Below are 20,412 nucleotides of genomic sequence, written 5' to 3' on the forward strand. Positions count from 1 at the left end.
TGCCTTGAGCATCGTGCAGCTGGGTGAGGACTTGGCCAGGCGGCCCGTGACGGGATGGTGCTACAGGGCCTTGGCTTGGCGTCATGATCTTGCTGTGACTGGAGTGATCACGGCGTCGGCCCCGTCCTGGATAGCCCCGTTCACTGGGCTGAGCCCGCGCTGTTTCGACAAGCTGGTGACCGCGCTGCGCAGTGAGGGGGCCGATGAGGCGCGGCGGGGTCGGCCGTGGGGGCTGCCGCTGGAGGACCGAGTGCTGCTGGTCACGACGTACTGGCGCACGAACTTGACGCTGCGCCAGCTTGCTCCGCTCCTCGGGGTATCGAAGTCCGCGGCCGACCGTGTCATCAGACACCTCGGCCCCCTGCTCGCGCTCCGGCCGCGCAAGCGGTTCCGCAAGAACACTGTGTTGATCGTGGACGGGACCTTGGTCCCCACACGTGACCACACGGTGGCCGAGCAGTCGAAGAACTATCGATACTCCACGAATCACCAGGTCGTCATCGGTGCCGACACCCGCCTCGTCGTAGTGGTCGGCCGGCCCCTGCCAGGCAACCGCAATGACTGCAAGGCATGGGAGCTGTCCGGCGCCAAAGCTGCCGTCGGCAAGACGACCGTGATCGCGGACGGCGGCTACCGAGGAACCGGCCTGGTCATCCCACACCGCCGCGAGCGCGGCCAAGCCGAACTCCCAGCCTGGAAAGGGGAACACAACACCTCACACCGCAAGGTCCGCGCCCGCGTCGAGCACACTTTCGCCCGCATGAAGGCCTGGAAGATCCTCCGCAACTGCCGCCTGAAAGGCGAGGGCGTCCACCACGCCATGCTCGGCATCGCCCGCCTGCACAACCTCGTCCTCGCCGGATGACGAAGAAACGGACGGGTCAACAAGCACGTCGTAGATCATTTGCGGGACAGCGCTTAGTCGCCACCGCAGGGCAGCACTGGCGGGCCCGCGAAGTTGCTCTCTCCCGCGATGAAAGACTCCACAGTGCCTTGGTCGTTCATCAAGAACGTGATGACCTTTCCCTGGAACTGCGCCCCCTGGGGTGTGAAGACGAGTTCATCCTGGCTTACCGTAAGGTCTGGGCTGTAGGCCGTGATCACGTCGTCTCGTGTGCTGCCCACGTGGATTCCTGAGGCGGTTCTGATCGACTCCGACGCCTGCGACAGGACGTAAATCGCCACGAGCCGATCGTTGTTGGAGAACCGGAGCAACAAGCCCTGCGGTCCTCCATCGATGGACAGGTCCGTACAGTCCGGCCCGCCCGGCCCTTCGGGGATCGGCGCGCCGACCGTGCGCTCGGCTTCCGCGCGGCTCATTCCCAGGCGCAGGAACCCCATGCCGTTCACCGTGATGCGCTGTGTGCTCAAGTCCATGCGACTGGGGTTGTTCGCATCGACTTCGGAACGTTTGATGAAGCGGCTGCCGTCCCACACCCAGGTGACATGGCGGAGTATCGAGGGACCGGTGGCGTGTGTGTCATCCGGCCCATAAAACTTGACGTCGGCAAGCAGTCGGCCGTTCCGGAAGGTCACGGTTCCTGGTTGGTAGATGGGCGCGAGCCCGTCGACGTCGAACGCCGGCGTCCGGCCCACTTCCCGGCCGCCGGCAGTGCGGTAGACCCGTAGTTCCTGGAGGGAGAAGTCGCTCGGCTGGGGGCTGCACCAGAACAGTACGGCCGTCACGTCCCCGAGACGCGGCACTCTTCCAGCGGCGATCCGCTGGATTCGCACGTCCCAGCGGTCGTAGTTCCCGATGTCGCTGCGACCAGCTTTGACGTTGCCTCTGCCGTTGCGCACGGTGACTGGTACTGCCTTGTTCACGGTGTCGCCGCAGGTCACGCCGTAGGTACGGTTGTTCCAGTCGGTGGCGACCTGTGAAGCCAAGAACTCCCCGCCCTGGGTGGTGGACCGGCCGGAGTAACAGTGGGCCGAGCCGGGACACTTCATCGGGGCCTGCAGGTCCTTGAGGCGGGGTGCCAGGTCGCGCCCGTCGTCTCGGTACCCGGTCCCGCAAACCGGATCGCGATGGTTGCACAGGCTGTGCACTTTGTCGGCGGACGGGGGATAAGGCGTGCGCAGGCCACGGTTGAAAACCACGGCCAAGCCCTTTCCCTTTCCTGGGGCCCTCCACTGTGGATCACCGTAGAGCTGGGCGGCGCGGACGAGTTGCCGTCGATGGATGTCGGTGACGAGGAACTTGTCGACGACCCACGCGCCCAACGAGTACCCGGTGAGCACGAACTTCGTGGACGAACAATTCCTGACGGCCCCGTCCATGGCCCTCTGGATGGCCGCCACCCCCACGTTCACGTCCGGCTCGATGCCGATCACAATGTTCCTGGCCAGGAATTCCCTCCTGGTCACCTTGGGAAAGGCGATCGAGTCCCGCTTCGGGGGAAGCGCCTTGGCAGTGACGGCCGACTGAAACGCTTTCCAGGTGGCGTTGATGGTGGGGGACGTCAGGTCGCTCTGCTCATCCAGGCCATGGAGGCCGAGGAAGCGAACGGGACAGCGCGCTGGCGCGGAAGGCTGTGCCGCGGTCGCAGGCGCCGACTCACTGACCAGCAGCCCGGCGGGGACCACGAGTGCCCCCATGAGGGCGATGAGACTTCGACATGCGCTCCGGGTCATAGCCGTGGCTCCGTGCATTACGGCGAGCCGGCCCGACTGAGCCTCCGGACACTTCCAGGACACCACAAGTCCCCGAGGCATGCATCTTCGCTGCCCGGCTCACGGGGGATCGCCGACAAACAGCCGGGTCGTCAGGGATCGGTGGAAGCCCGGCGGGTGGGCTCACCTGGTATAGAAGCAGTCCCAGGCATCTTCAACAGTCTTCCCGTACACGTTGAACACGCGGTCCAGAGCGGACTCATCGAATTGCGACGCGCAGACATCATCTACGGGGATGCCTTCCACTCTGGTCCTCGATGAATTCGCACAGAACCACTGGTAGGCCGGGTACTTAGCACTCGAACTACTGATGAGCTTGAGCCCTTTGGACTCACACCATTTTTTGAAGTCGGGGCCCCCTGCATACGACCCATAGTCGGCACATTCCCAAGCACTGTAGGTCCGGCCCATAGTGGCGAGGCGATCCGTCACTCTGACATCGGTATACGTGTCTTGGCATGCCTGGGCTACGAAGTTGTGGATTTCCTCTCGTGGACGGAACGTCTGGAGGCTTCCGTCTTCATTGACGCACCGGATGGAGTACGCGTCGTTCCCGACCGTAGTCACGCCCTGGGCGTAGCCCTGTTCCTTGCACGCCGCATCGAACGTTTGCTGCGACATGGGGCGGAGGACATCGGGGTGCGGCCCCGCCACTGCCGAGTCAGTGCGAGTTGCCGTCTGAGGCTCGGATGCAGCCGCAATAGGGATGTAAGGACTTAATGCGAACAGTGCCACAAATGCGGCACCAAGGGAAATCACACGTCGAGACATGCAAGGCTCCCGAAGCAACAGAGAAACTGCAAGATTTGACGTTTGCCGTTCTACAGTGAAAGTCCCCATAATCGACGCTACGGCATATCACACCACCCCGCACGCGGACACCTGTGCTCGTGCATATGGTCTACAGCCCTTGGAGCCCAGGTATGCCAGCGGTCACCAGCGCGTGCGACTGTCAGCGCCGAGAGCTCAGCACGTTCGTCGAACATCCGCCTCCCCGCATACGGAGCATGAGGCAGTCGGCTACACGGATCCCTGGCAGGTGGCAGATTTCCCACCAGGCCTATGGCAACTCTGTGGCAGCGTTGATGTGCACGGGGCAGGCCACGGGCTCGTAACGCGGCGAGTTGCTCCGGCTTGGAATGGCTTCCACCGACCACTGCAAGCCGCGGTATATGTGGATGCTGACGGCATGCGGCTGTGAGCCGAGGCTCTGGCGGAAGTCCGCCACGACGTGGTCGGCGCCTCCCTTCACCGACTTGAGGACGTGGGCAGGCAGCCGTCGGACGACGCTCTCGACCGCGCAGTAACTGCAGGCGTTCGGCACTCGCCGTCGCACGGTGCGCAGTCGGGGCGAGAGGCCCGAGCCCTGGGCGATCAGCCCGATGGGTCCTTGGCTGGCGGCAAGGATCGTCAACTCGCGGAGGCGACGCGCCCGCAGAACCCGTGCGACCTCGCGTGCCAAGCGCGCTTCGCTCTGCCTCAGGACCACATACCTCGACCGCAGACGCCAGTCCTCGGGAAACAACTGGCTGATGGCCAGGCCAAGGAATAGCAACAAAAAAGGGATTCCCGTGATGAGAAAAGCACCGAGCATGCCGCCCCTCCCCTCCCAGAGCTCTCCAGTATGCGGCAGGTTATCCACAAGGGCCCACTGGGACGGGCTGTTCGACGGCACGGGCCCGCCGTACCACCACCCAGATCGTGGGGCGTCCGAGGCTTGATCACATAAGAGGAGAGTGCTCCTGAGCCCGGCACCCAGCACACACCGGGCCGGACCACAGGAGGAGTCGCATGAGCACCCCGGAAGAACGCCCCAACCCCGACGAAGCCCTCGCCCGCGCCCACGCGGCCCGCGCGAAGATGGCCGCCGCGCTCGACGAGGACCAGGAGCCCGAGCCCGATGAGCCCCCGGGATGGCAGCCGATCTGGAAGCGCCCCCGGAAGCCGAAGTCCAAGGAGGCGAAGAAGCAGGAGCTGCGCAAGCAGCGGCGGCGACTCCAGAAAGTCAGGCGGCGCCGACTCGCCGCCGGGCAGTCGCGCCGGCCCCGCTCACGGCAGAACCGGATCGGCAACGCGGCCGCGCGCCGCGATGCCCGCGCCCTGTCCCGGCTGCGGCACTCCAACGCCTGGCTGTGGTGACGATGCCGGACACCGTCCGGCATGGTTCGGGCGCTGACATCCCCGTTGCGCGACCCCCCTCCGTCCATGCCCTGGCTGGAGTTGAGGATGAGGAGGGGCGGGATGGGCGGCGAGGCCGCAGCCGGGGATCAGAGCGCGCGCCGGTGTCGCGCGTCGGCGCCGCCGCGCCGGGCCGCCGACGATGCAGCGGCCACAGACAGGAGTCCTCGCGGTGAAGTCGCGATGCGGTCGAAGCCGCAGGGGAGAGACTCGAGACTTCAGCCTCCTGCCCTGTGCGCGGAGGCTCATGTCGGTATCCGCCGGAGAACCACCGCTTCGCTAAGAGCTCGTAACGCGATCACGATCCGGCCCTTTTGAGGCACCTCCGGCAGGTGAGGTTGCAGGTCAACGAGAGCAAGGCTCGGTGGAGTTCGAAGCGCTTCTCTCGGCAGGCGGCCAGGCGCGGCACTCCTCTTTCGCGCGAACCTGGAGCCGTTCACGCACACCGCCGATCAGTCGGTTTGGGCGACCGCACGGCACCGAGATGTATACACGCGTCTCACACATACGTCTTGTACAAGCGTATAGATATCGTCTACGGTGAACCCATGAACACCGACAACGCCAAGCGCTCTGCGCTCACCATCGACGGCCGCACCCTGTCCTACGTGGACTTCGGGGGACCGGGCCGCCCGCTGCTCGCCCTGCACGGACACATGTCCGAAGGCATGTCGTATGCCGATCTCGCCGCCCGCCTGGCCCCGGACTGGCGGGTCATAGCGCCCGACCAGCGCGGCCACGGCAACTCCGACCGGGCGGCCGAATACAGCCGGGAGGGCTACCTTGCTGACCTGGAAGCCCTCATGGACCACCTGGGACTGGACCGCGCGGCCCTCGTGGGCCACTCGCTCGGCGCGATCAACGCCTACCAGTTCGCCGCCCGCCACCCCGAGCGCGTCACCGCGCTGATCAACGGCGAGGGCTGCGCCGAGCTCGGCCTGGACGGCAGCAATTCCCTCGCCTTCGTGCTGAACCTTCCGAAGGGCACCTGCCTCAGCCGGGAGGCATTCGTAGCCCAGCTGGGCCCGTTCGCCCCCTTCCTCGAATCCGCCGTTCGCGAGCAGCCGGACGGAACTTGGGGCCTGCACTTCCACCCCAAGGACATCTATGAATCCGAGGACCAGGTCCACGGCGACCACTGGGCCGACTGGACCGGCTCCGCCTGCCCGACACTGCTGATACGCGGCGCCGAGGGCGGTGTCCTGCCGGCGGAGCAGGCAGCACAGATGGCCGCCCGGCGGCCCGGCACCCGTCTCGTCGAACTGGGCACGGACCACTTCCTGTATGCCAACGACCCGGTCGGCTTCGCGGACGCGGTCCGGGACTTCCTTGCCTCGGCATAGCCACGGCCCCCCCGATGGATCACGATGCGACCCTCTTGAGGCGCCTCCAGCAGATGAGGCTGCAGGCCAGTGAGGTGAAAGCGTCGTGGAGTTCGAGGCGCCTCTCCCAGCGCACGGCAAGGCGCTTGAACTGGTGGAACAGGGCGAAAGTCTGCTCCACGACGTAGCGGAGCTTGCCCAGACCTTTGATGTCGGGGCGCCCTTGCGGGAGATCACCGGCAGGATCCGGCGATGTCGTAGCGCACGTCGTACTGCCTTCGAGTCGTAGGCCTTGTCGCCCAGGACGGTTCTCAGGGCGCTTACGCGGATGACCCGGGCGTCCGGCTACCGCCGGAATGCTGTCGACCAGGGCGAGGGTCTTGGTGCCGTCGTTGACGTTCGCGGCGGTCGTGATGACATGGAACGGGGTGCCCTAACCGTCACAGATCAGGTGGTGTTTGCTGCCCGTCTTCCGCCGGTCGACCGGCGACGGACCGGTCGCACCTCCCCCTTTTCGCGCGGACGTGGGAGCCGTCCACACAGGCGCGCGACCAATCCAACTCGCCGGCCGCGTTGAGTTTCGCCAGCAAGATGCGGTGCAGCTGCTCGAAGACTCCGGCCTGCTGTCATCTGTCCAGCCGACGCCAGCAGGTCTGTCCGGAGCCGAACCCCAGCTCCAAGGGCAGGAGTTGCCAGGCGATGTCCTGGTGCAAGACGTACAGGATGCCCTGCAGACACAGCCGGTCTGCCACCGGTTTCGGCCCCGGTGACCGCTCGGGCCACGGCGGCAGCAGCGGCTCGATCAGCGGCCACAAGTCGTCGTCCACGATCCACAGCCGAGTCGTCACACCCTGCCGAACCGCCGGATCGTCACAACAGTCACGTCCGACCAGGGCACTTCAACAAGATCCTGTTACGAGCTCATAGTGAGCGTTTCGTTCGCTTGTCAGGTAGTTCGTGATGGTTTCTAGGGGCCAGGCATGAGCATCGGCCCAAGCGATCCGCCGGAAAGATGGCTTCTGCGGCAATCAGGAGACCAGTCATGCGCCGGTTTCCATACAAGAGCTCCTGTCTCATTTAGAAATCCAGCGGTTCACGCCAGATTGAAGGAGTCAGCCCCTCATGTCAGGCACTGAGACCCGCTACCTGCGCTTCGTGGCCCTGGGCGACAGTCACACCGAAGGGGTGGGCGACGGCGACGATCTGACGGGCCTGCGCGGGTGGGCCGACCGGCTCGCCGAGCACCTGGCTCGCCACAGCCCGCAGCTCCGGTACGCCAATCTCGCCCTTCGGGGCCGTCTGGCCGGGCAGGTCCACGCGGAGCAGTTGCCCGCGGCGCTTGCGCTGCGGCCGGACTTCGCGACGGTCGTGGCCGGAGTCAACGACATGCTGCGCCCCCGCTTCGATCCGGATGAGGTGGCCGCGCATCTGAGGGCGATGTTCGCCGCGCTCACCGGCCAGGGGACGCGCGTGGCGACGCTCACCATTCCCGACATCGCGCGCGTCACTCCACTGGCCCGTCCGCTCCGGCCGCGTCTCGAGGCGCTGAACCACCGCGTTCGCGCGGCGGCGCACCGGCATGGTGTCGTCGTCGCCGACGTCACCCTGTATCCGGTGGCCACGGATCCACGCCTGTGGAGTCAGGACCGCCTCCACTCGAGCCCACTCGGCCACCAGCGGATCGCGACGGCGCTCGCTCACTCGCTCAACCTGCCAGACACTGACGACTCCTGGACGCACCCGTTGCCCGTCCTGCCTGTTGGTCGGGCACGATTCTTGCGTGCCGCGTCAGCCGAGGTGCGCTGGGTCGCCGGATTCCTAGGTCCGTGGATCGGCAGGCGCGCGCGTGGGCGTTCCTCCGGAGACGGTCGCGTGGCCAAACGCCCGGACCTCCTGTCCGTCGGCAGCTCCGGCCCACACTTCGGCCGTGCCTTCCAGCGTGGACAAGAGCCCTCCGTCGACCTGGCAGACGCCTCTGAGTAGCGAGATCCGCTTGTCCGAGCATGAGTAGCGGTCGGTTGGCTTTATTCACGGGTCGTGGGCTCTGGCACAGATCTTGGGGAGCGGTCGCGGAGTGTCACCGGGGCAACAGCATGAGTTGGGTCAGCTGTAGGGCGGTTTGCCGGGACAGTCTGAATTTTCCGGGCACTCTCGCGAGCGGTGCTGGCATCGTATGAATCATGGCAGCGATAGACGACACATCCGAACCCGACAGCCGTGTCCGCAGCGCATATCCGCCCCTGGTGGAGGCAGCGTGGCTTTATCAGGCGGATCAGGTGTGTCCGGAAGACCTGCCGATGACCGCTGCCCAGGCACTCGCAATGAGATCGTTTCATCTTGAACTCGCAGGTCGGGTCTCTGGCGTGGGTGGAGATTGACTCGCTCGTGCTGGTCTAGGACGTGATCATTAGCAGGTGATCGTCTGTCACGGGCCGGTTAGCGGGTTCTGGGGTGGTCCGCTTGAGGCGTCTCGTAGGTTCCGCAACGGGAGGGAGGCGCATGGTGGACGTGCTGACGTGGACGATCGAGCGGCGGATGCGACTGACTGAACGGGCCGAGCTGCTGCGCAAGGAGCTGGCGGAGGTTGACGCCGAGCTGGGCCGGCTGGAGGCGGCCGAGGTGGTGTTCGGGCAGTGGGCCGAGGCGACGGACGGGGGACGGCGGCCGTCGGGCATCGTGGAGCCGGAGCCGGAGCCGGAGCCGGAGCCGGAGCCGGAGCCGGAGCGTGTCGCGGCTGGGCCGGGTGCGGGCGGGATGCGGTTGGTGCCGGGCCGTGTCGAGGGGATGGGGCTGGTGTCCCTGACCTCGGAGTCAAGCGCCGAACACGGCGAATGGCCGAGCGGATCAGCTCGCGCTATCCGCAGCATGGGCGGACGGGTTGTCCTTGCGAAAACCATTGGTGCCCGGCTTGCTCCTCTGATGGGCTGACGTCCCGCCGTGAGTCTGCTGTGTGACGGAGGTAGTGGTTGTGACGGAATATGACGTGCTTGCCGAGGTGTACGAATGGCTCATCTCGGATGCAAAGTTACCTCCCGCCGAGTTCGCTGCGTCGTTCGATGACGTCCTCAGTCTCCTGCCGTCGAACGCTCACGTCCTCGACTGTTCGTGCGGAACCGGACAGTTGGCGGTTGGCCTCGCCGGTCGTGGCATGCAGGTTGTCGCAACCGACGCCAGCGAAGCGATGGTTCGCCGGACTGCAAAGCTGTCTGAAAAGTTCGGGGCCTCCGTCCGGGCCGTGCGGGCGAACTGGGAAGAGTTGCCCGATCATTTCGAGGACGACACGTTCGACATGGTGTTCTGCGTTGGCAACTCGCTTCACCATGCCGCGGGCGCGACAGGCAGGGGTGCTGCTCTGGAGTCGATGTCACGCCTTCTGCGCCCTGGCGGGCGCTTGGTGCTCACATCCCGCACCTGGGAAGTCGTGAGGGCCAGAGGTTCCCGGCTGGACATCAGGGACCGACTCGTCCGACGAAACGGTCGCGATGCCGTCGTGGTCTACCGCTGGGAGATTGCGCCGCATTGGGAGGATGAGCACCACATCGAGATTGCGATCGCCCAAGTTGATGCGACTGGGCTGGTTCTTGTCCGCTCGGAACTGCTGTCCTGCTGGCCCTACCGGTACGAGGAACTCGAAGTCGAGCTGCACCGGGTCGGACTCCGGACAGAAGTGAGCACGTTCGATCTCGAGGCCGAGAACTACATGGTGGTCGCGAGCAAGGTATAGACACCGGGCTCTCAGTCCCCGGCAGGACCGCGCGGTTGCTCGCAGGACGCTTGCGCCCTCTCATAGGTGCGGGTTCAGGCGGTCAAAGGATGTCGTCGAACGTGACCGTGCCGCCCAGTTCCACCAGGCGGCGTAGTACGGGCGGGCGTCACGCAGCACGTACGCGACGGCGTCGAACAGCATCCGGGCCCGTCCAGCCCTCCCCCAGGACCTCGCCGCTCAGGGCCTCCGATGCCGTCCATCACCCCCGAAAGCGAAGGGGCCCACCGACACCGTCGGCGGAAACGTCAGCGGTTCCGAAAGGAGACCGTGCTGATCGCGGACGGCGCCCTGATCCCTACCCGTGACCATTGCTGGAGGCGATACCGCGCATCCGCGGGGTCCACGGGCGCTCGAGGCACCGGCCGGGCCGGCTGTTCGGGGACCGCGGCTACGACTACGACAAGTACCGCCGCCTCCTGCGGCCCGCGGCATCACACCGAAGATCGCCCGTAAGGGCACAACCCATGGCTCCGGTCTGGGCAGGACCCGCTGGGTCGTCAAGCGAACCGTCGCCTGGCTCCACCACTTCAAGCGCCTCCGGATCCGCTGCGAGATACGTGCCGACCTCCACCTCGGCCTGCTTCAACTCGCTGGCAGCATCATCTGTTTGAGACGACTCCGAACCTCATTCTGAAACGATCAGTTAGTGCTGTGACCGCGAAGGTTCACCGGGTCTGGGCCTTCCGCCGGCGCTGACGATCTCGGAGTATCGAAGAATGGGGAATCGGGGGGATCTGGCCGAGGCATTCCGGGCGGAGGTGGGCGTTGAGTTCGCGTTCCTGGTTGAGGACGCCGGCTTTTCGGGACCGGAGCAGACTGACAATGGGCTTCTCTTCCACAGCGTTGGCCTGGACGTGGAGGTCTGGTTCCTGGACGGGCACGAGCCCGTGGTGACGACGCTGGTCGCCCCGGTTGCATCGGATGGCCTGAGGGCCAGGGGAGTATGGCTGGACGAGTTGTATGTCGCGAGCGGATGCGGTCCCGCTCAAGACGTTCCTGGCTCGGCCCCGACCTGGCGAGCCACGCTTAAGCGAGTCCATCAGCATGCCGCTGCGCTGCGTCGACTCATGCCGCAGTTGCTCACCGCTGAGGGTGCACAGCTCATCGCCCGCTGTCGCCAGGGCTGAACCGCGGCGACCAGATCCTCACGCGGCCGTAGCTGCAGGCCGTCCTCCCCAGCGGATGCCCTTCTCGCTGCGGATGCGGGGCGCGTTCCTTGCGTTCGGCGGCCAGGACGTCGCGGTGGCGTGCGTTGGCGTTGCGCCAACGCAGGTAGGCGTGCAAGACCCGGGTCTGCACGGTGTGGTTGGGATAGTTCAAGTTTGACCGTGTTCTACGTGGTGAGGCGGACGAGTCGTTTGTAGCAGCACAGGGCGGCTGCCAGTCCGAGAAAGGCCAGGTAGTTTCGGGGATCGCGTTCGTAGCGAGGGCTCAGACGTCGGTAGCCGGATAGCCAGGACATCGTCCGCTCGATGACCCAGCGGCGGCGGCCCAATCGTTCGCTTGACTCGATGCCTTTGCGCGCGATCCGTACTCCGATGCGTTTGCCACGTAACCATTTCCGCAGATCGGCGCGGAAGATACATCGCCCCCGGGCCAAACCGGGCGTTCCCCGCTCTGAGCAACAAGTGGTGTCAGCTCCAACGTACAAAACCACGCCCGCCGGAGCGGACCTGCTCGCCCGCCCCCGGAGACCGCGACGGCGCTGGAAGTGCTACTCGCCGTCGGCTGACCCGGCGCAGGTGCTCACCAGAGCGCGGATCGCCGGTGCGGGCAACGCCGGGTTGGCGGCCGCGTGGTGGACCAGCTTCTCGTCGTCGAGGAGGTCCGCCAGCCGGGACGACGGAAGGTTCGGGTGGCGTGCGAACGCGGCCCGGGCGGCGAGGTCGGGGTCCCGGGTGAGCCGCTCCACGGCTGCTGGCGGGACCTTGGGGTCGCGGGCGGCCAGCGCCCGGACGGCGGGATCCTCGTCGTAGGCGTGGACGGCCAGTCCGTCGATGGGGAAGTGCGGGCGGGTGAGGAGGCGGTCGCGCTGATGGCCGGTGTACTCGAGGAAGCTGCGCAGGAGCAGGGCCGCCGGGGCGTCCGGGTGGTTCTGGGCCAGCAGGACGCGTACGCCCAGGTCGTCGTCGACGGCCAGCCGGGCCACCAGGTCGGCCGGCAGGGTGTGCACCCGCGCGGCCTTTCTGCGCAGCATCGGGTGACCGGACAGCGCGTCTCGGCGCACGGCCTCGGGATCCGGGGGCGTCAACGGCTCGGGACAGAACAGGAAGAGCCCGTCCAAGGGAACCGCGTAGTCGATTCCGGCCCGCTCCTCCTCGCTCCACGCGGGGTGCACGGAAACCGCCAGCCGCACGCCCGGGTCGGGATCCGTAGCGAGGGCTTGCCGCTCCGCAGGACTGAGGTCCGGGTGGCGAGCGATCGCCCTGCGCACGTCCGGCACGGGGTCGGCGGCGAGGGTGCGGCACTCGGCGGGGCCGAGGTCGGTGCGGCCGGCGATCTCGGCACGGATCTCCGGGTCCGGATCGGCAGCCAGGAGCCTCACCACGTCGGGCGGCAGGGTCGGATTCCCGGCAATCATCGATCGCTCCTGCGGGCCGGCCGGCGCGGTGAGGACCGAGTCCACGACCGCCCTGCTGAGTGCCCGGTGCATCAGGATGTCGGTGCGGCCGTGACACGGTCTGTCGGGCAGGACGCTCTCGACCCACACCGGGTCCTCGTGGCGCAGATGCCTCTGGGCCCTCGACCGGACCTCGTCGTCGGGGTCCGTCAGCAGCGCGGCCCGTGTCTCGGCGGGCAGCCACGTCCACATGCCGACGCCCCAGGCGCGGACCTTCGGGTCCGGGTGCGTGGGCATGGACCGGCGCAGTCTGAGCGAGAACTGCCGGTAGAGGGAACCGCCGAGAAGCTCCTGCTCGTAGTTGTTGATCATGTGCACGACGGCGTCGTCGGGCAACGGCGGCCCGTCGTACTCCGGCCCGGGTCCCTCGGCGAGGTGGGCGCGGACGAACCAGTGCGGATCGTCCAGGAGCTGTGCCCGCTGGGCCGGATCGACATGGGGGTTGCGGGCGAAGAAGCTGCGGGTGCGATGGTCGGGGTGCGCGATCACGGCGTCGACGACCGCCGACGGCAGGACCCGGTCCCGGCACAGCACCATCCGTACGGCGAGCGGAGCCTGGGCCAGCAGGTGCAGCAGGACCTCCGGCGGAGCGGCGGGATTCAGCGCTAGCCCGGCGAGCCGCCGGGTGGGCAGGTCGGCGTCCTGCCAGATCTCGTCAGGTGTCGGCACGCCTCGAACCCCCAAGAAAGTCCACGGAATGGGCCCCTGACACAGGACAGGGGCCCATGACCCTAGCCGCTCACTGCTGCCCTACGGGTGTCGGACTGCGATCGTGACGACGCTGCCTCTCGCTCGAAGCCTGCGTTCTCCAGACCGCGAACGGAGGCCGGGTTCGACAACTCCAGCGTGGCCACCACGGTGCGAACACTAGGCGCGGTGACGACCCCCGCCTCTGCGGCCATCGTCGACCGCCTCACCTTCGGCGGCAACATCATCAAGACCGGCACTGACTCCTACCGCCTCGCCACAACCCGGCCGCCCGGGCCGAACGCCAATCAGCCGGCTGAACTGAAACGGCCCAGCACTCACTAGGCACCGCCGCAGAATCCGAAGACACGAGCGACCCACTGATTCAACCGGGCCTCGAAGTCCGACGCTGAGGCTATGTCCGATACCGGGAGGGATCCCGCGTCGTCGAGGCTGGCGACGAAGTTCACGTCGGCCCAGCCACCCCGGAACAGCACAACCGACAGCTCGGCCTCTCCCGGACCAGAGATACCCAAGCCGACCGAGTCGGGGTCGTGCACCCGAGCCCTGTCGGTCTCCAGAGGCTGCGGCCACAACGCCTCGGCATCCCTCCAGGTCACCTGGCTCACTGCGAGGCCGGCCGACCTCCAGCCCACCGTCCGGCCAGCCAGAACCGCAGCCGCCTCATCAAGATCAACAACCCTGTCCATGAGGGGATCATCCCGCGTGGACGAACTCGGCGGTTCGGGTATCGAAGGTGATGTCGGCCCCCATGCGTTCCAGCACACCGACGAAGTCACTGCGCCCGAACCCCGGATACAGGTTCTCGACCATGATCTCGCCCTGCTCGGCGAGCAGCGCGGCCACCGCCCAGACCGCTGCCTGACTGCACGCTGACGTCGGTCGCCGTCAGCCGGCAGGGCTCCACCGTCACCCGGTGAGCGTCCACACGGACGAGGGCGCCGAACTCGCTCAGCATCTCCACACCCCGGCTGGCCTCGCCGCCGAAGCGACCGTGTGCGCCCAACTACTGCAAACCGTGGACCGCGCCGACAACCTGGTCCTGAAGGAGCGACTCCGGGACTGGTCCAAGTAACTCTGCCAGCGCTGAGACCGACGGCGGTGAAACCGAGAGGCGCATACTTCAGGCCTGCTGAGGCGCTCATCGGCTACCGGTGGAGGGCAAGTTCTAGTACTCCAGCTGTAGATTGTGATCTTGCTAGTGGTGAGGCTGAGTGCCTGGTGTTGGCCTGCGAGGTCTCGACCTTGAGCGAGCAGATCTGTGGGAGTGGTCGCTGTCTCCGTCAGGTACGGGACACGTCGGCCGAGTTGTGGCGCCGGTAGTAGCGAGCGACGCGGGTCCGGTTGCCGCAGCGGGTGGGGGAGCACCAGCGACGGCGAGGGTGTGACGACAGGAAAACCATGACGCAGTCGTCGGCCTCGCATTCCTTGAGCCTGCCGATCGCGGGGGCGCTGAGCAGCTCGGCAGCAGCCTCGGCCAGCAGTGCGGCGAGGCGGGTGCCGAGGGGGCCGGTGCGGCGGGAGATGGCGGTGACCGCGGTGCCGTCCCAGCCGAGTTCGCGTACAGGTGGTGCCCCACGCTGGGCCTCGGTGAGTCCGCGCAGGGCGGACCCGGGGGGTTCGGTTCCGTTCAGCAATGCCCGGACGGCGGCTTCGGTGTGTGCTCGGACGGCCTGGACGGGGGCGAGGTCGGCCTGGGTCGGTGCGGTGTCCCGGACCTCTCCCTGGAGGCGGTCCCTCTCCAGGGTCAGCCAGTCGGACAACTGCCGCGGGGTAGCGAGTAGATCCATGCGCTCGTAGGCGCCCACCGGGCAGGTGTTGACCAGATCTAGAGCCAGAGCCTCACCGGTCAGCGGTGCACTGTCAGCCATGGCCTAATGCTACATCGCGCGCTTGACGCGTTAGTCACAGCGAGGCTAGGACTAATGCATCTTTGCGCCCAGGAGGCATGTGACATGACGTCCGCGACACCGCCCCGCATCGCTGTTCCGGCCCCGACCGTCCACCGGTTCGTCGAGGTCGATCAGGTGGAGGTCTTCTACCGGGAGTCCCTGCCCGAGCGTCCCGACGCCCCGGTGGTGCTGCTCCTGCACGGCTTTCCCTCCGCCTCGCACCAGTTCCGCCGCCTCATCGACGCCCTCGGCCGCCACTACCGGCTCATCGCCCCCGACTACCCGGGCTTCGGACACACCCGCGCCCCGGACGGGTTCACCTACTCCTTCGAGCGGCTCGCGGATGTCGTCGAGCGCTTCACCGAGCGCCTGGGCCTGACCCGTTTCGCGATGTACCTCTTCGACTTCGGCGCCCCTGTCGGCTTCCGCCTGGCGCTCCGCCGCCCGGATCGTGTTGCGGGCCTGATCGTGCAGAACGGCAACGCGTACACCGAGGGGCTGTCGGCAGCAGCCCGCGAGTTCACCGCCCTGACCCCCGACACCCCCGGCGCCGAGCAGGCTGTCCTCGATCTGTTCACCCTGGACGCCACCCGCGCCCAGTATGAGGGCGGCACCGTCGACCCCGAACTGATCGCCCCCGAGGGCTGGCTGCTCGACCAGCACTTTCTCGACCTGCCCGGCCGCAAGCAGGCGCAGCGCGCGCTTGCCTACGACTACAAGAGCAACATCGCCGCCTACCCCGAATGGCAGGCGTGGCTACGAAAGCACAGGCCACCGGCTTTGATCACCTGGGGCAGCCGCGACCCGTTCTTCCCCGAACCCGGCGCGCTTGCCTACCTCTCCGATCTGCCGGACGCCGAACTCCACCTGTTCGACACCGGTCACTTCGCCCTGGAGGACCACTTGCCCGAAATCGCCCTACTGATCGCCGACTTCCTCACCCGCACCTGGGCCTGACTGGCCCGTTCGCACTCGTCGTACCGCCGGGGCCGAGGCGTGGGCAGCCGAGGCGACGGCGACCCAGCGGGGCAATTTCGATGCTCAGCCGGGCGACTCAAACGCTCACGGGCCTACTCGGACGCTCAGTCACAGGTGGCGCGGTGCGGAGACGGGTGCGGTTACCGTTGATCATCGTGAGTTGTGTGGACTGACGAAAAGACGGTGGCCGCAGGTCACCGCATAGATCCCGCCCGTTGGCGGGCGGCGTTCGAGGTGGCCATGAGCCGGATCGCGGGTCGGTTCGCCCGCTACGAACCCCGCCTGCGGGCCGGACGGTTGGTGCTGGGCCTGCTGTCGGCCTGCCGCGCAAGAACTGCTGGACGATCGCGGAGTGGGCCGGGGAGGCCAGCCCGCACGGCATGCAGCACCTGCTGTGCCGGGCCTCCTGGGATGCAGACGCCGTCCGCGACGATGTCCGCGAGTAGGTCGTCGAGCACCTCCACGCCGAGGAAGCGGTGCTGGTCGTCGACGAGACCGGCGACCTGAAGAAGGGCACTCATACCGTCGGGGTCCAGCGCCAGTACACCGGCACCGCCGGGAGGATCGAGAACTCCCGGGTCGCCGTCTACCTCGTCTACGCGGGCGAGCGGGGACACGCGGCGGTGGACCGCGAGCTGTACATCCCGCGCTCCTGGACATGCGACCCGGACCGCTGCCGGGCAGCAGGCCTCGGCGAAGTCACCGTCTTCGCGACCAAGCCCGAACTGGCCCGCACGATGATCGAACGGTTCCTGGACGCCGGACACCGCGTGGACTGGGTCACCGGTGACGAGGTCTACGGCGACAACCCGAAACTCCGCACGGCTCTGGAGGAACGCGGCATCGGGTATGTCCTCGCGGTGGCCTGTTCGGCCGAAGTGCCCACCAATGCGGGCACCTTCCGCGCCAACGCGCTGGTGAAGAAGGTTCCGAAGCGGGCCTGGCAGAAGCTCTCAGCCGGACGCGGTGCGAAGGGACAGCGGTTCTACGACTGGGCCGTCATCGACCTTGCCGACTCAGTGCCGGGCAGGCGTCAGCTGCTGATCCGCCGCAACCGCACCACCGGCGAACTCGCCTACTACCGCTGTCATTCCACCGAGCCGGTCCCCTGGCCGCCCTAGTCAGGGTCGCCGGCTTCAGGTGGCGGGTGGAGGAGATCTTCCAGACCGGGAAGGGGCTGGCGGGACTCGACGAGCACCAGGTCCGCCGCTACCCCTCCTGGGCCCGCTGGGTCACCCTGGCGATGCTTGCCCACGCCTTCCTCGCGGTCGTCCGCGCAGACGAACACGCCCACCGTCCCGGGCCAGCCGACCTGGTCCCGCTGTCCTGCAATGAGATCCAGCGCCTGTTCATCACGGTTATCGTCCAGCCGCTGCACGACATGGCCCACCGACTCTGCTGGTCCGACTGGCGGCGCCGCCATCAGGCCCGATCCCGCACCAGTCATTACCGGCGACAAGCCGCATGCCAGACATGAAGATCACGATCTACAGCTGGAGTACTAGCCGTACAACCAGCTGTCGTAAGGCGCAGCGTCCACGAGTTGGTAGAGCCCAGCAGCGGCAGCTCCGAGGACCAGGAGAAACAGCCCGCAGCGCAGGAACGCCGGACCCACAATGGTGACCGAGTCGGACTGGCCCGTGAGGGTGCGCCAGTCCCGCACGCGTCGGATGTCTCCCGCGCTGGCCAACCAGAAGCCGGCACCGGTCACCAAAAAGATCACACCGAACAGGCCGACACCACTGACGACGGACAGGAAATCTCGTCGGTTGCTGTGGCCACTGATGGTCAAAGTCACCGCCACGAGGGGCACCACGCTCAGCAGGCCGAAGGTCACGCCTCGCCGCGCAACTTCCGCTGGCCGCAGTCGCGGCAGCATCACGCCGTCTTGGTCCAAAGCCATGGCCAGCACCCTAGCCCGCCCGGCCTGAACAGCCACAACTCGACCACATGGTGCCCCCGCCCAATGGCTTCCCCCCGGCCGGTGCGCACTGCCGCTATGCCTGTCCACGCCGTGGATAAGTTGCGGGGTAACGCGTCACCTTGTTAGTTGTTGTCCACTTTTCCATGACTCTCGGATGTAGCGTCCATGTATGTCGCTCCTGTGTGATGTTGACACGCTGACAGCCTGTCAGGCCTTGCGGGGGCTGGGGTGTGGCGTCTTCCCGCCGGGTCCGCCACCTCGAAGGGGATTGGGTGGTCACCCGAAAGTGAGTAACAGCAGGCTGGTGGCCGAGCCCTCGAGGTCTGGACTGGAGAGCCCGTCTGTCAGGGTGGGACGCCCCTGGTGACTCCGCTCCTGCTGTGAGGGGTGAAGCCGGTTGTGCGGGGCGTTGGGGTGTGGCTGGGGTCCGGTGGTTGGAGGTGCAGGTTCCGCTGCTTCACCGGGGCCCAGCTACGGGGCCTAGGGTGTGTATCGGAAGTGGATCTTGAACGTGAGGTGATCTTGGTTGGTGGCACGTGGAGATCTGACGGACGCGCAATGGGCGGTGCTGGAACCGCTGTTGCCGAACGGTAAGAAGCTCGGACGGCCGCCGACGTGGGCCAGGCGGCAGCTGATCGACGGCATACGGTTCAGGGTCCGCACCGGCATTCCGTGGCGGGACTTGCCCAGGGCGTAAGGGCCGTGGGGCCGGGCGTACGGATTCTTTGAAGCACTTTTCCAAGGCGTCCTGCGTCAGGCCTGCGTCGGTCACCTGGTAGCGGTCGGGCTCGTAGCGGTCACCACGAGTCCATGCGTTGAGGAACACCGTGGCCAGCGCCACGTTCAGGCCTGATGAGGACGGAGGCTCGGCGCCGTCGACTGTGCCCGGCCTGGCGTACCGGACGAGCCCGAAGTCAAGCAACCGGTTGCAGGCGTCTTCGTACGAGTCCCGGCGAAGCCGGAGGTAGGGCCCCATCGGTGATGCGTGCGCTCGCGTCAGCGCCGACGCTCAGGGGCGGCGACGTGGGCACTCCTGCGCGGGAATCCAACCCGGCGGAAGCCACGTTACGACTGGTCAACGAATTCCGTCGAGCTCGTAAAAGGATCTTGTTGAGGTGTCCTGGTCGGGCGTGACAGGTGGGCTGGTGCAACCGCTCGTGGCCCCTTCCGCATCGACTTCACCAGGCAGGATTCCGCTGGGTGTCCTGCCCGGTCCCGATCCCACCGCATGAACCAGGCATCATGATCCGGGCTCCCCGGCGTGCTTGGCGCACTGCGGGAAGCACGGAGAGCTCGACTCTGGCAGCCAATGCCAGGTGGAGGACGGAGGCAGATCGTGCAAGCAGACGGGGATTCGCTGGACTGGGCGAGGGCTTGGCTATGCGTTACCTTCACCCGCGCTCTCGGCCCCGAGGAGGTGTTCGCCCGGTACGGGGCCGACCCGAACCAGGCACGTCTGCTCGACTGGGACACGGCCTCGGACTTGGTCTCGGGCGAATCAGGTGACGGGACGGTCTCGCTGCTGCGGGCCGGCAGGATCGGTGAATGGGCCTTCTGCGTTGCGGAGGACGGCAGCATCGGCTTTGGGGAGGAATCGCTCGCGGAGTTGTCTCGGGGAACTGAGACGTACAGCGTGGCGACTACCGAAGGAATCGACGTCTTCCAGTACTGGCGCGACGGAGAGTGCGTCGAGTACTTCGAGCCCGGGATGCAGCACAGCCGGTCCGAACCGTTCGGCCCCTGGTGGGATCGGGTGGAGGAGGCGCTCGCCGCACACGAAGGCGAGGGCGCCGGGATGGCTCCAGTGGTGGCCCTCGTACTCGAGCACCTCGGCATCACCCTGGACGACGCAGCGCTCGCCGGGCCCTGGCCCAGCCTGACGCTCGCCGAGGACGACGCACCAGCGGCATCGCTGGGCGATAACTACGCGGGCGAGGGACCGGTTCCGCCCGGGACCGTCCTGGATTTCGGCCCGTCAAATGGACTGTCCTGAATGGCAGGATCGCCCTCGCCGTCCTGGGCCACGACGAGGCCAGGCCAACGCGGATCAGCCCGGAGAGCTCGTGACGCGATCATGATCTGGCATTCTTGAGTCGCCTCCGGCAGAAAATGCTGCGGGCCAACGCGAGGAATGCGCCGCAGGGTGCCACCTGCGATCTGGACGGCGTCAGGTCCCAGGAGCGCAAGTGGCTGCACGCGGGATGAGATTAATGGAGTGATCCGCATAGGACTGGAGCGACGCCTCGTCCAGCACTGTGCCCGCCTCCATTTCTTCGCGCCGCCGGACGGATTCGCTGTTGAAGACGGCGTACATGTCCATCACCTGCAGACAAGCCTTCTGCCGTTCCTGG

17 protein-coding genes and 6 pseudogenes are annotated in these 20,412 nt (G+C 66.9%); 13 read left to right on the top strand and 10 right to left on the bottom strand.

Annotation, left to right across the window (positions count from 1 at the left end; translation table 11 throughout):
* Positions 1–94: 94 nt before the first annotated feature.
* A complete protein-coding gene (locus tag ACFY9E_RS18930) occupies positions 95–865 on the top strand; it encodes a transposase (RefSeq protein ID WP_390985144.1) in 771 nt (256 codons plus the stop codon).
* A 53-nt stretch (positions 866–918) separates the two neighbouring features.
* Here ACFY9E_RS18930 and ACFY9E_RS18935 read toward each other — a convergent pair whose 3' ends face one another.
* On the bottom strand, positions 919–2,598 hold the full coding sequence (locus tag ACFY9E_RS18935) for a cutinase family protein (RefSeq protein WP_390985027.1): 1,680 nt from the start codon (positions 2,596–2,598) through the stop codon (positions 919–921).
* Between the two features lie 1,135 nt (positions 2,599–3,733).
* Positions 3,734–4,267: a hypothetical protein gene (locus ACFY9E_RS18940; protein WP_390985030.1), complete on the bottom strand. Its 534-nt coding sequence runs from the start codon at positions 4,265–4,267 to the stop codon at positions 3,734–3,736.
* Between the two features lie 197 nt (positions 4,268–4,464).
* On the opposite strand from ACFY9E_RS18940, the gene ACFY9E_RS18945 reads away from it, so the two are divergent.
* Both ACFY9E_RS18945 and ACFY9E_RS18950 read left to right on the top strand, forming a co-directional pair.
* On the top strand, positions 4,465–4,812 hold the full coding sequence (locus ACFY9E_RS18945) for a hypothetical protein (protein WP_390985033.1): 348 nt from the start codon (positions 4,465–4,467) through the stop codon (positions 4,810–4,812).
* 587 nt (positions 4,813–5,399) lie between these two features.
* Positions 5,400–6,194: an alpha/beta fold hydrolase gene (locus tag ACFY9E_RS18950; protein WP_390985036.1), complete on the top strand. Its 795-nt coding sequence runs from the start codon at positions 5,400–5,402 to the stop codon at positions 6,192–6,194.
* Between the two features lie 19 nt (positions 6,195–6,213).
* On the opposite strand, the pseudogene ACFY9E_RS18955 reads toward ACFY9E_RS18950, so the two are convergent.
* Positions 6,214–7,009, bottom strand: a pseudogene (locus ACFY9E_RS18955) (IS5 family transposase).
* A gap of 286 nt (positions 7,010–7,295) precedes the next feature.
* Between ACFY9E_RS18955 and ACFY9E_RS18960 the strand changes: the two are divergent.
* From ACFY9E_RS18960 to ACFY9E_RS18975, 4 genes and pseudogenes are all read left to right on the top strand, one after another.
* Entirely contained in the window at positions 7,296–8,156 is an 861-nt protein-coding gene (locus tag ACFY9E_RS18960; protein ID WP_390985039.1) for a GDSL-type esterase/lipase family protein, read from the top strand.
* A 516-nt stretch (positions 8,157–8,672) separates the two neighbouring features.
* Positions 8,673–9,101 (top strand): hypothetical protein, encoded by a 429-nt coding sequence (locus tag ACFY9E_RS18965; protein WP_390985041.1) that lies wholly within the window; start codon positions 8,673–8,675, stop codon positions 9,099–9,101.
* 40 nt (positions 9,102–9,141) lie between these two features.
* Positions 9,142–9,897: a methyltransferase domain-containing protein gene (locus ACFY9E_RS18970; protein ID WP_390985146.1), complete on the top strand. Its 756-nt coding sequence runs from the start codon at positions 9,142–9,144 to the stop codon at positions 9,895–9,897.
* Between the two features lie 347 nt (positions 9,898–10,244).
* Positions 10,245–10,573: pseudogene (locus tag ACFY9E_RS18975) on the top strand (IS5/IS1182 family transposase); the annotation flags it as partial.
* Between the two features lie 511 nt (positions 10,574–11,084).
* On the opposite strand, the pseudogene ACFY9E_RS18980 reads toward ACFY9E_RS18975, so the two are convergent.
* From ACFY9E_RS18980 to ACFY9E_RS18990, 3 genes and pseudogenes are all read right to left on the bottom strand, one after another.
* Positions 11,085–11,271, bottom strand: a pseudogene (locus ACFY9E_RS18980) (IS630 family transposase); the annotation flags it as partial.
* A 1-nt stretch (position 11,272) separates the two neighbouring features.
* A pseudogene (locus ACFY9E_RS18985) lies at positions 11,273–11,515 on the bottom strand (transposase); the annotation flags it as partial.
* A gap of 138 nt (positions 11,516–11,653) precedes the next feature.
* Positions 11,654–13,228, bottom strand: a complete 1,575-nt coding sequence (locus tag ACFY9E_RS18990; protein ID WP_390985044.1) for a hypothetical protein — start codon at positions 13,226–13,228, stop codon at positions 11,654–11,656.
* A gap of 206 nt (positions 13,229–13,434) precedes the next feature.
* Here ACFY9E_RS18990 and ACFY9E_RS18995 point away from each other — a divergent pair.
* A pseudogene (locus ACFY9E_RS18995) lies at positions 13,435–13,566 on the top strand (AAA family ATPase); the annotation flags it as partial.
* A gap of 21 nt (positions 13,567–13,587) precedes the next feature.
* Here the strand turns inward: ACFY9E_RS18995 and ACFY9E_RS19000 are convergent.
* Both ACFY9E_RS19000 and ACFY9E_RS19005 read right to left on the bottom strand, forming a co-directional pair.
* Complete coding sequence (locus ACFY9E_RS19000) at positions 13,588–13,956, bottom strand: hypothetical protein (RefSeq protein WP_390985046.1); 369 nt, start codon at positions 13,954–13,956, stop codon at positions 13,588–13,590.
* A gap of 7 nt (positions 13,957–13,963) precedes the next feature.
* Entirely contained in the window at positions 13,964–14,113 is a 150-nt protein-coding gene (locus ACFY9E_RS19005) for a hypothetical protein (protein ID WP_390985048.1), read from the bottom strand.
* Positions 14,114–14,183: 70 nt separating this feature from the next.
* Here ACFY9E_RS19005 and ACFY9E_RS19010 point away from each other — a divergent pair, with 70 nt between their 5' ends.
* Positions 14,184–14,342: a hypothetical protein gene (locus ACFY9E_RS19010; protein WP_390985051.1), complete on the top strand. Its 159-nt coding sequence runs from the start codon at positions 14,184–14,186 to the stop codon at positions 14,340–14,342.
* A 208-nt stretch (positions 14,343–14,550) separates the two neighbouring features.
* On the opposite strand, the gene ACFY9E_RS19015 is transcribed toward ACFY9E_RS19010, so the two are convergent.
* Complete coding sequence (locus ACFY9E_RS19015; protein ID WP_390985053.1) at positions 14,551–15,138, bottom strand: ABATE domain-containing protein; 588 nt, start codon at positions 15,136–15,138, stop codon at positions 14,551–14,553.
* A gap of 84 nt (positions 15,139–15,222) precedes the next feature.
* Here ACFY9E_RS19015 and ACFY9E_RS19020 point away from each other — a divergent pair, with 84 nt between their 5' ends.
* Positions 15,223–16,116, top strand: coding sequence for an alpha/beta fold hydrolase (locus ACFY9E_RS19020; RefSeq protein ID WP_390985055.1), 894 nt, complete (start codon positions 15,223–15,225; stop codon positions 16,114–16,116).
* 261 nt (positions 16,117–16,377) lie between these two features.
* Positions 16,378–17,614 (top strand): annotated as a pseudogene (locus ACFY9E_RS19025) (IS701 family transposase).
* Positions 17,615–17,638: 24 nt separating this feature from the next.
* Here ACFY9E_RS19025 and ACFY9E_RS19030 read toward each other — a convergent pair.
* Entirely contained in the window at positions 17,639–18,040 is a 402-nt protein-coding gene (locus ACFY9E_RS19030; RefSeq protein WP_390985057.1) for a DUF6336 family protein, read from the bottom strand.
* A 550-nt stretch (positions 18,041–18,590) separates the two neighbouring features.
* On the opposite strand from ACFY9E_RS19030, the gene ACFY9E_RS19035 reads away from it, so the two are divergent.
* Positions 18,591–18,758, top strand: coding sequence for a transposase (locus tag ACFY9E_RS19035; protein WP_390985059.1), 168 nt, complete (start codon positions 18,591–18,593; stop codon positions 18,756–18,758).
* 612 nt (positions 18,759–19,370) lie between these two features.
* Positions 19,371–20,054: a DUF6461 domain-containing protein gene (locus ACFY9E_RS19040; RefSeq protein ID WP_390985061.1), complete on the top strand. Its 684-nt coding sequence runs from the start codon at positions 19,371–19,373 to the stop codon at positions 20,052–20,054.
* The last annotated feature ends 358 nt before the right edge of the window (positions 20,055–20,412 follow it).

Origin of the sequence: Streptomyces sp. NPDC012466, from assembly GCF_042955215.1 — a bacterium.
Taxonomy (GTDB): Bacteria; Actinomycetota; Actinomycetes; order Streptomycetales; family Streptomycetaceae; genus Streptomyces.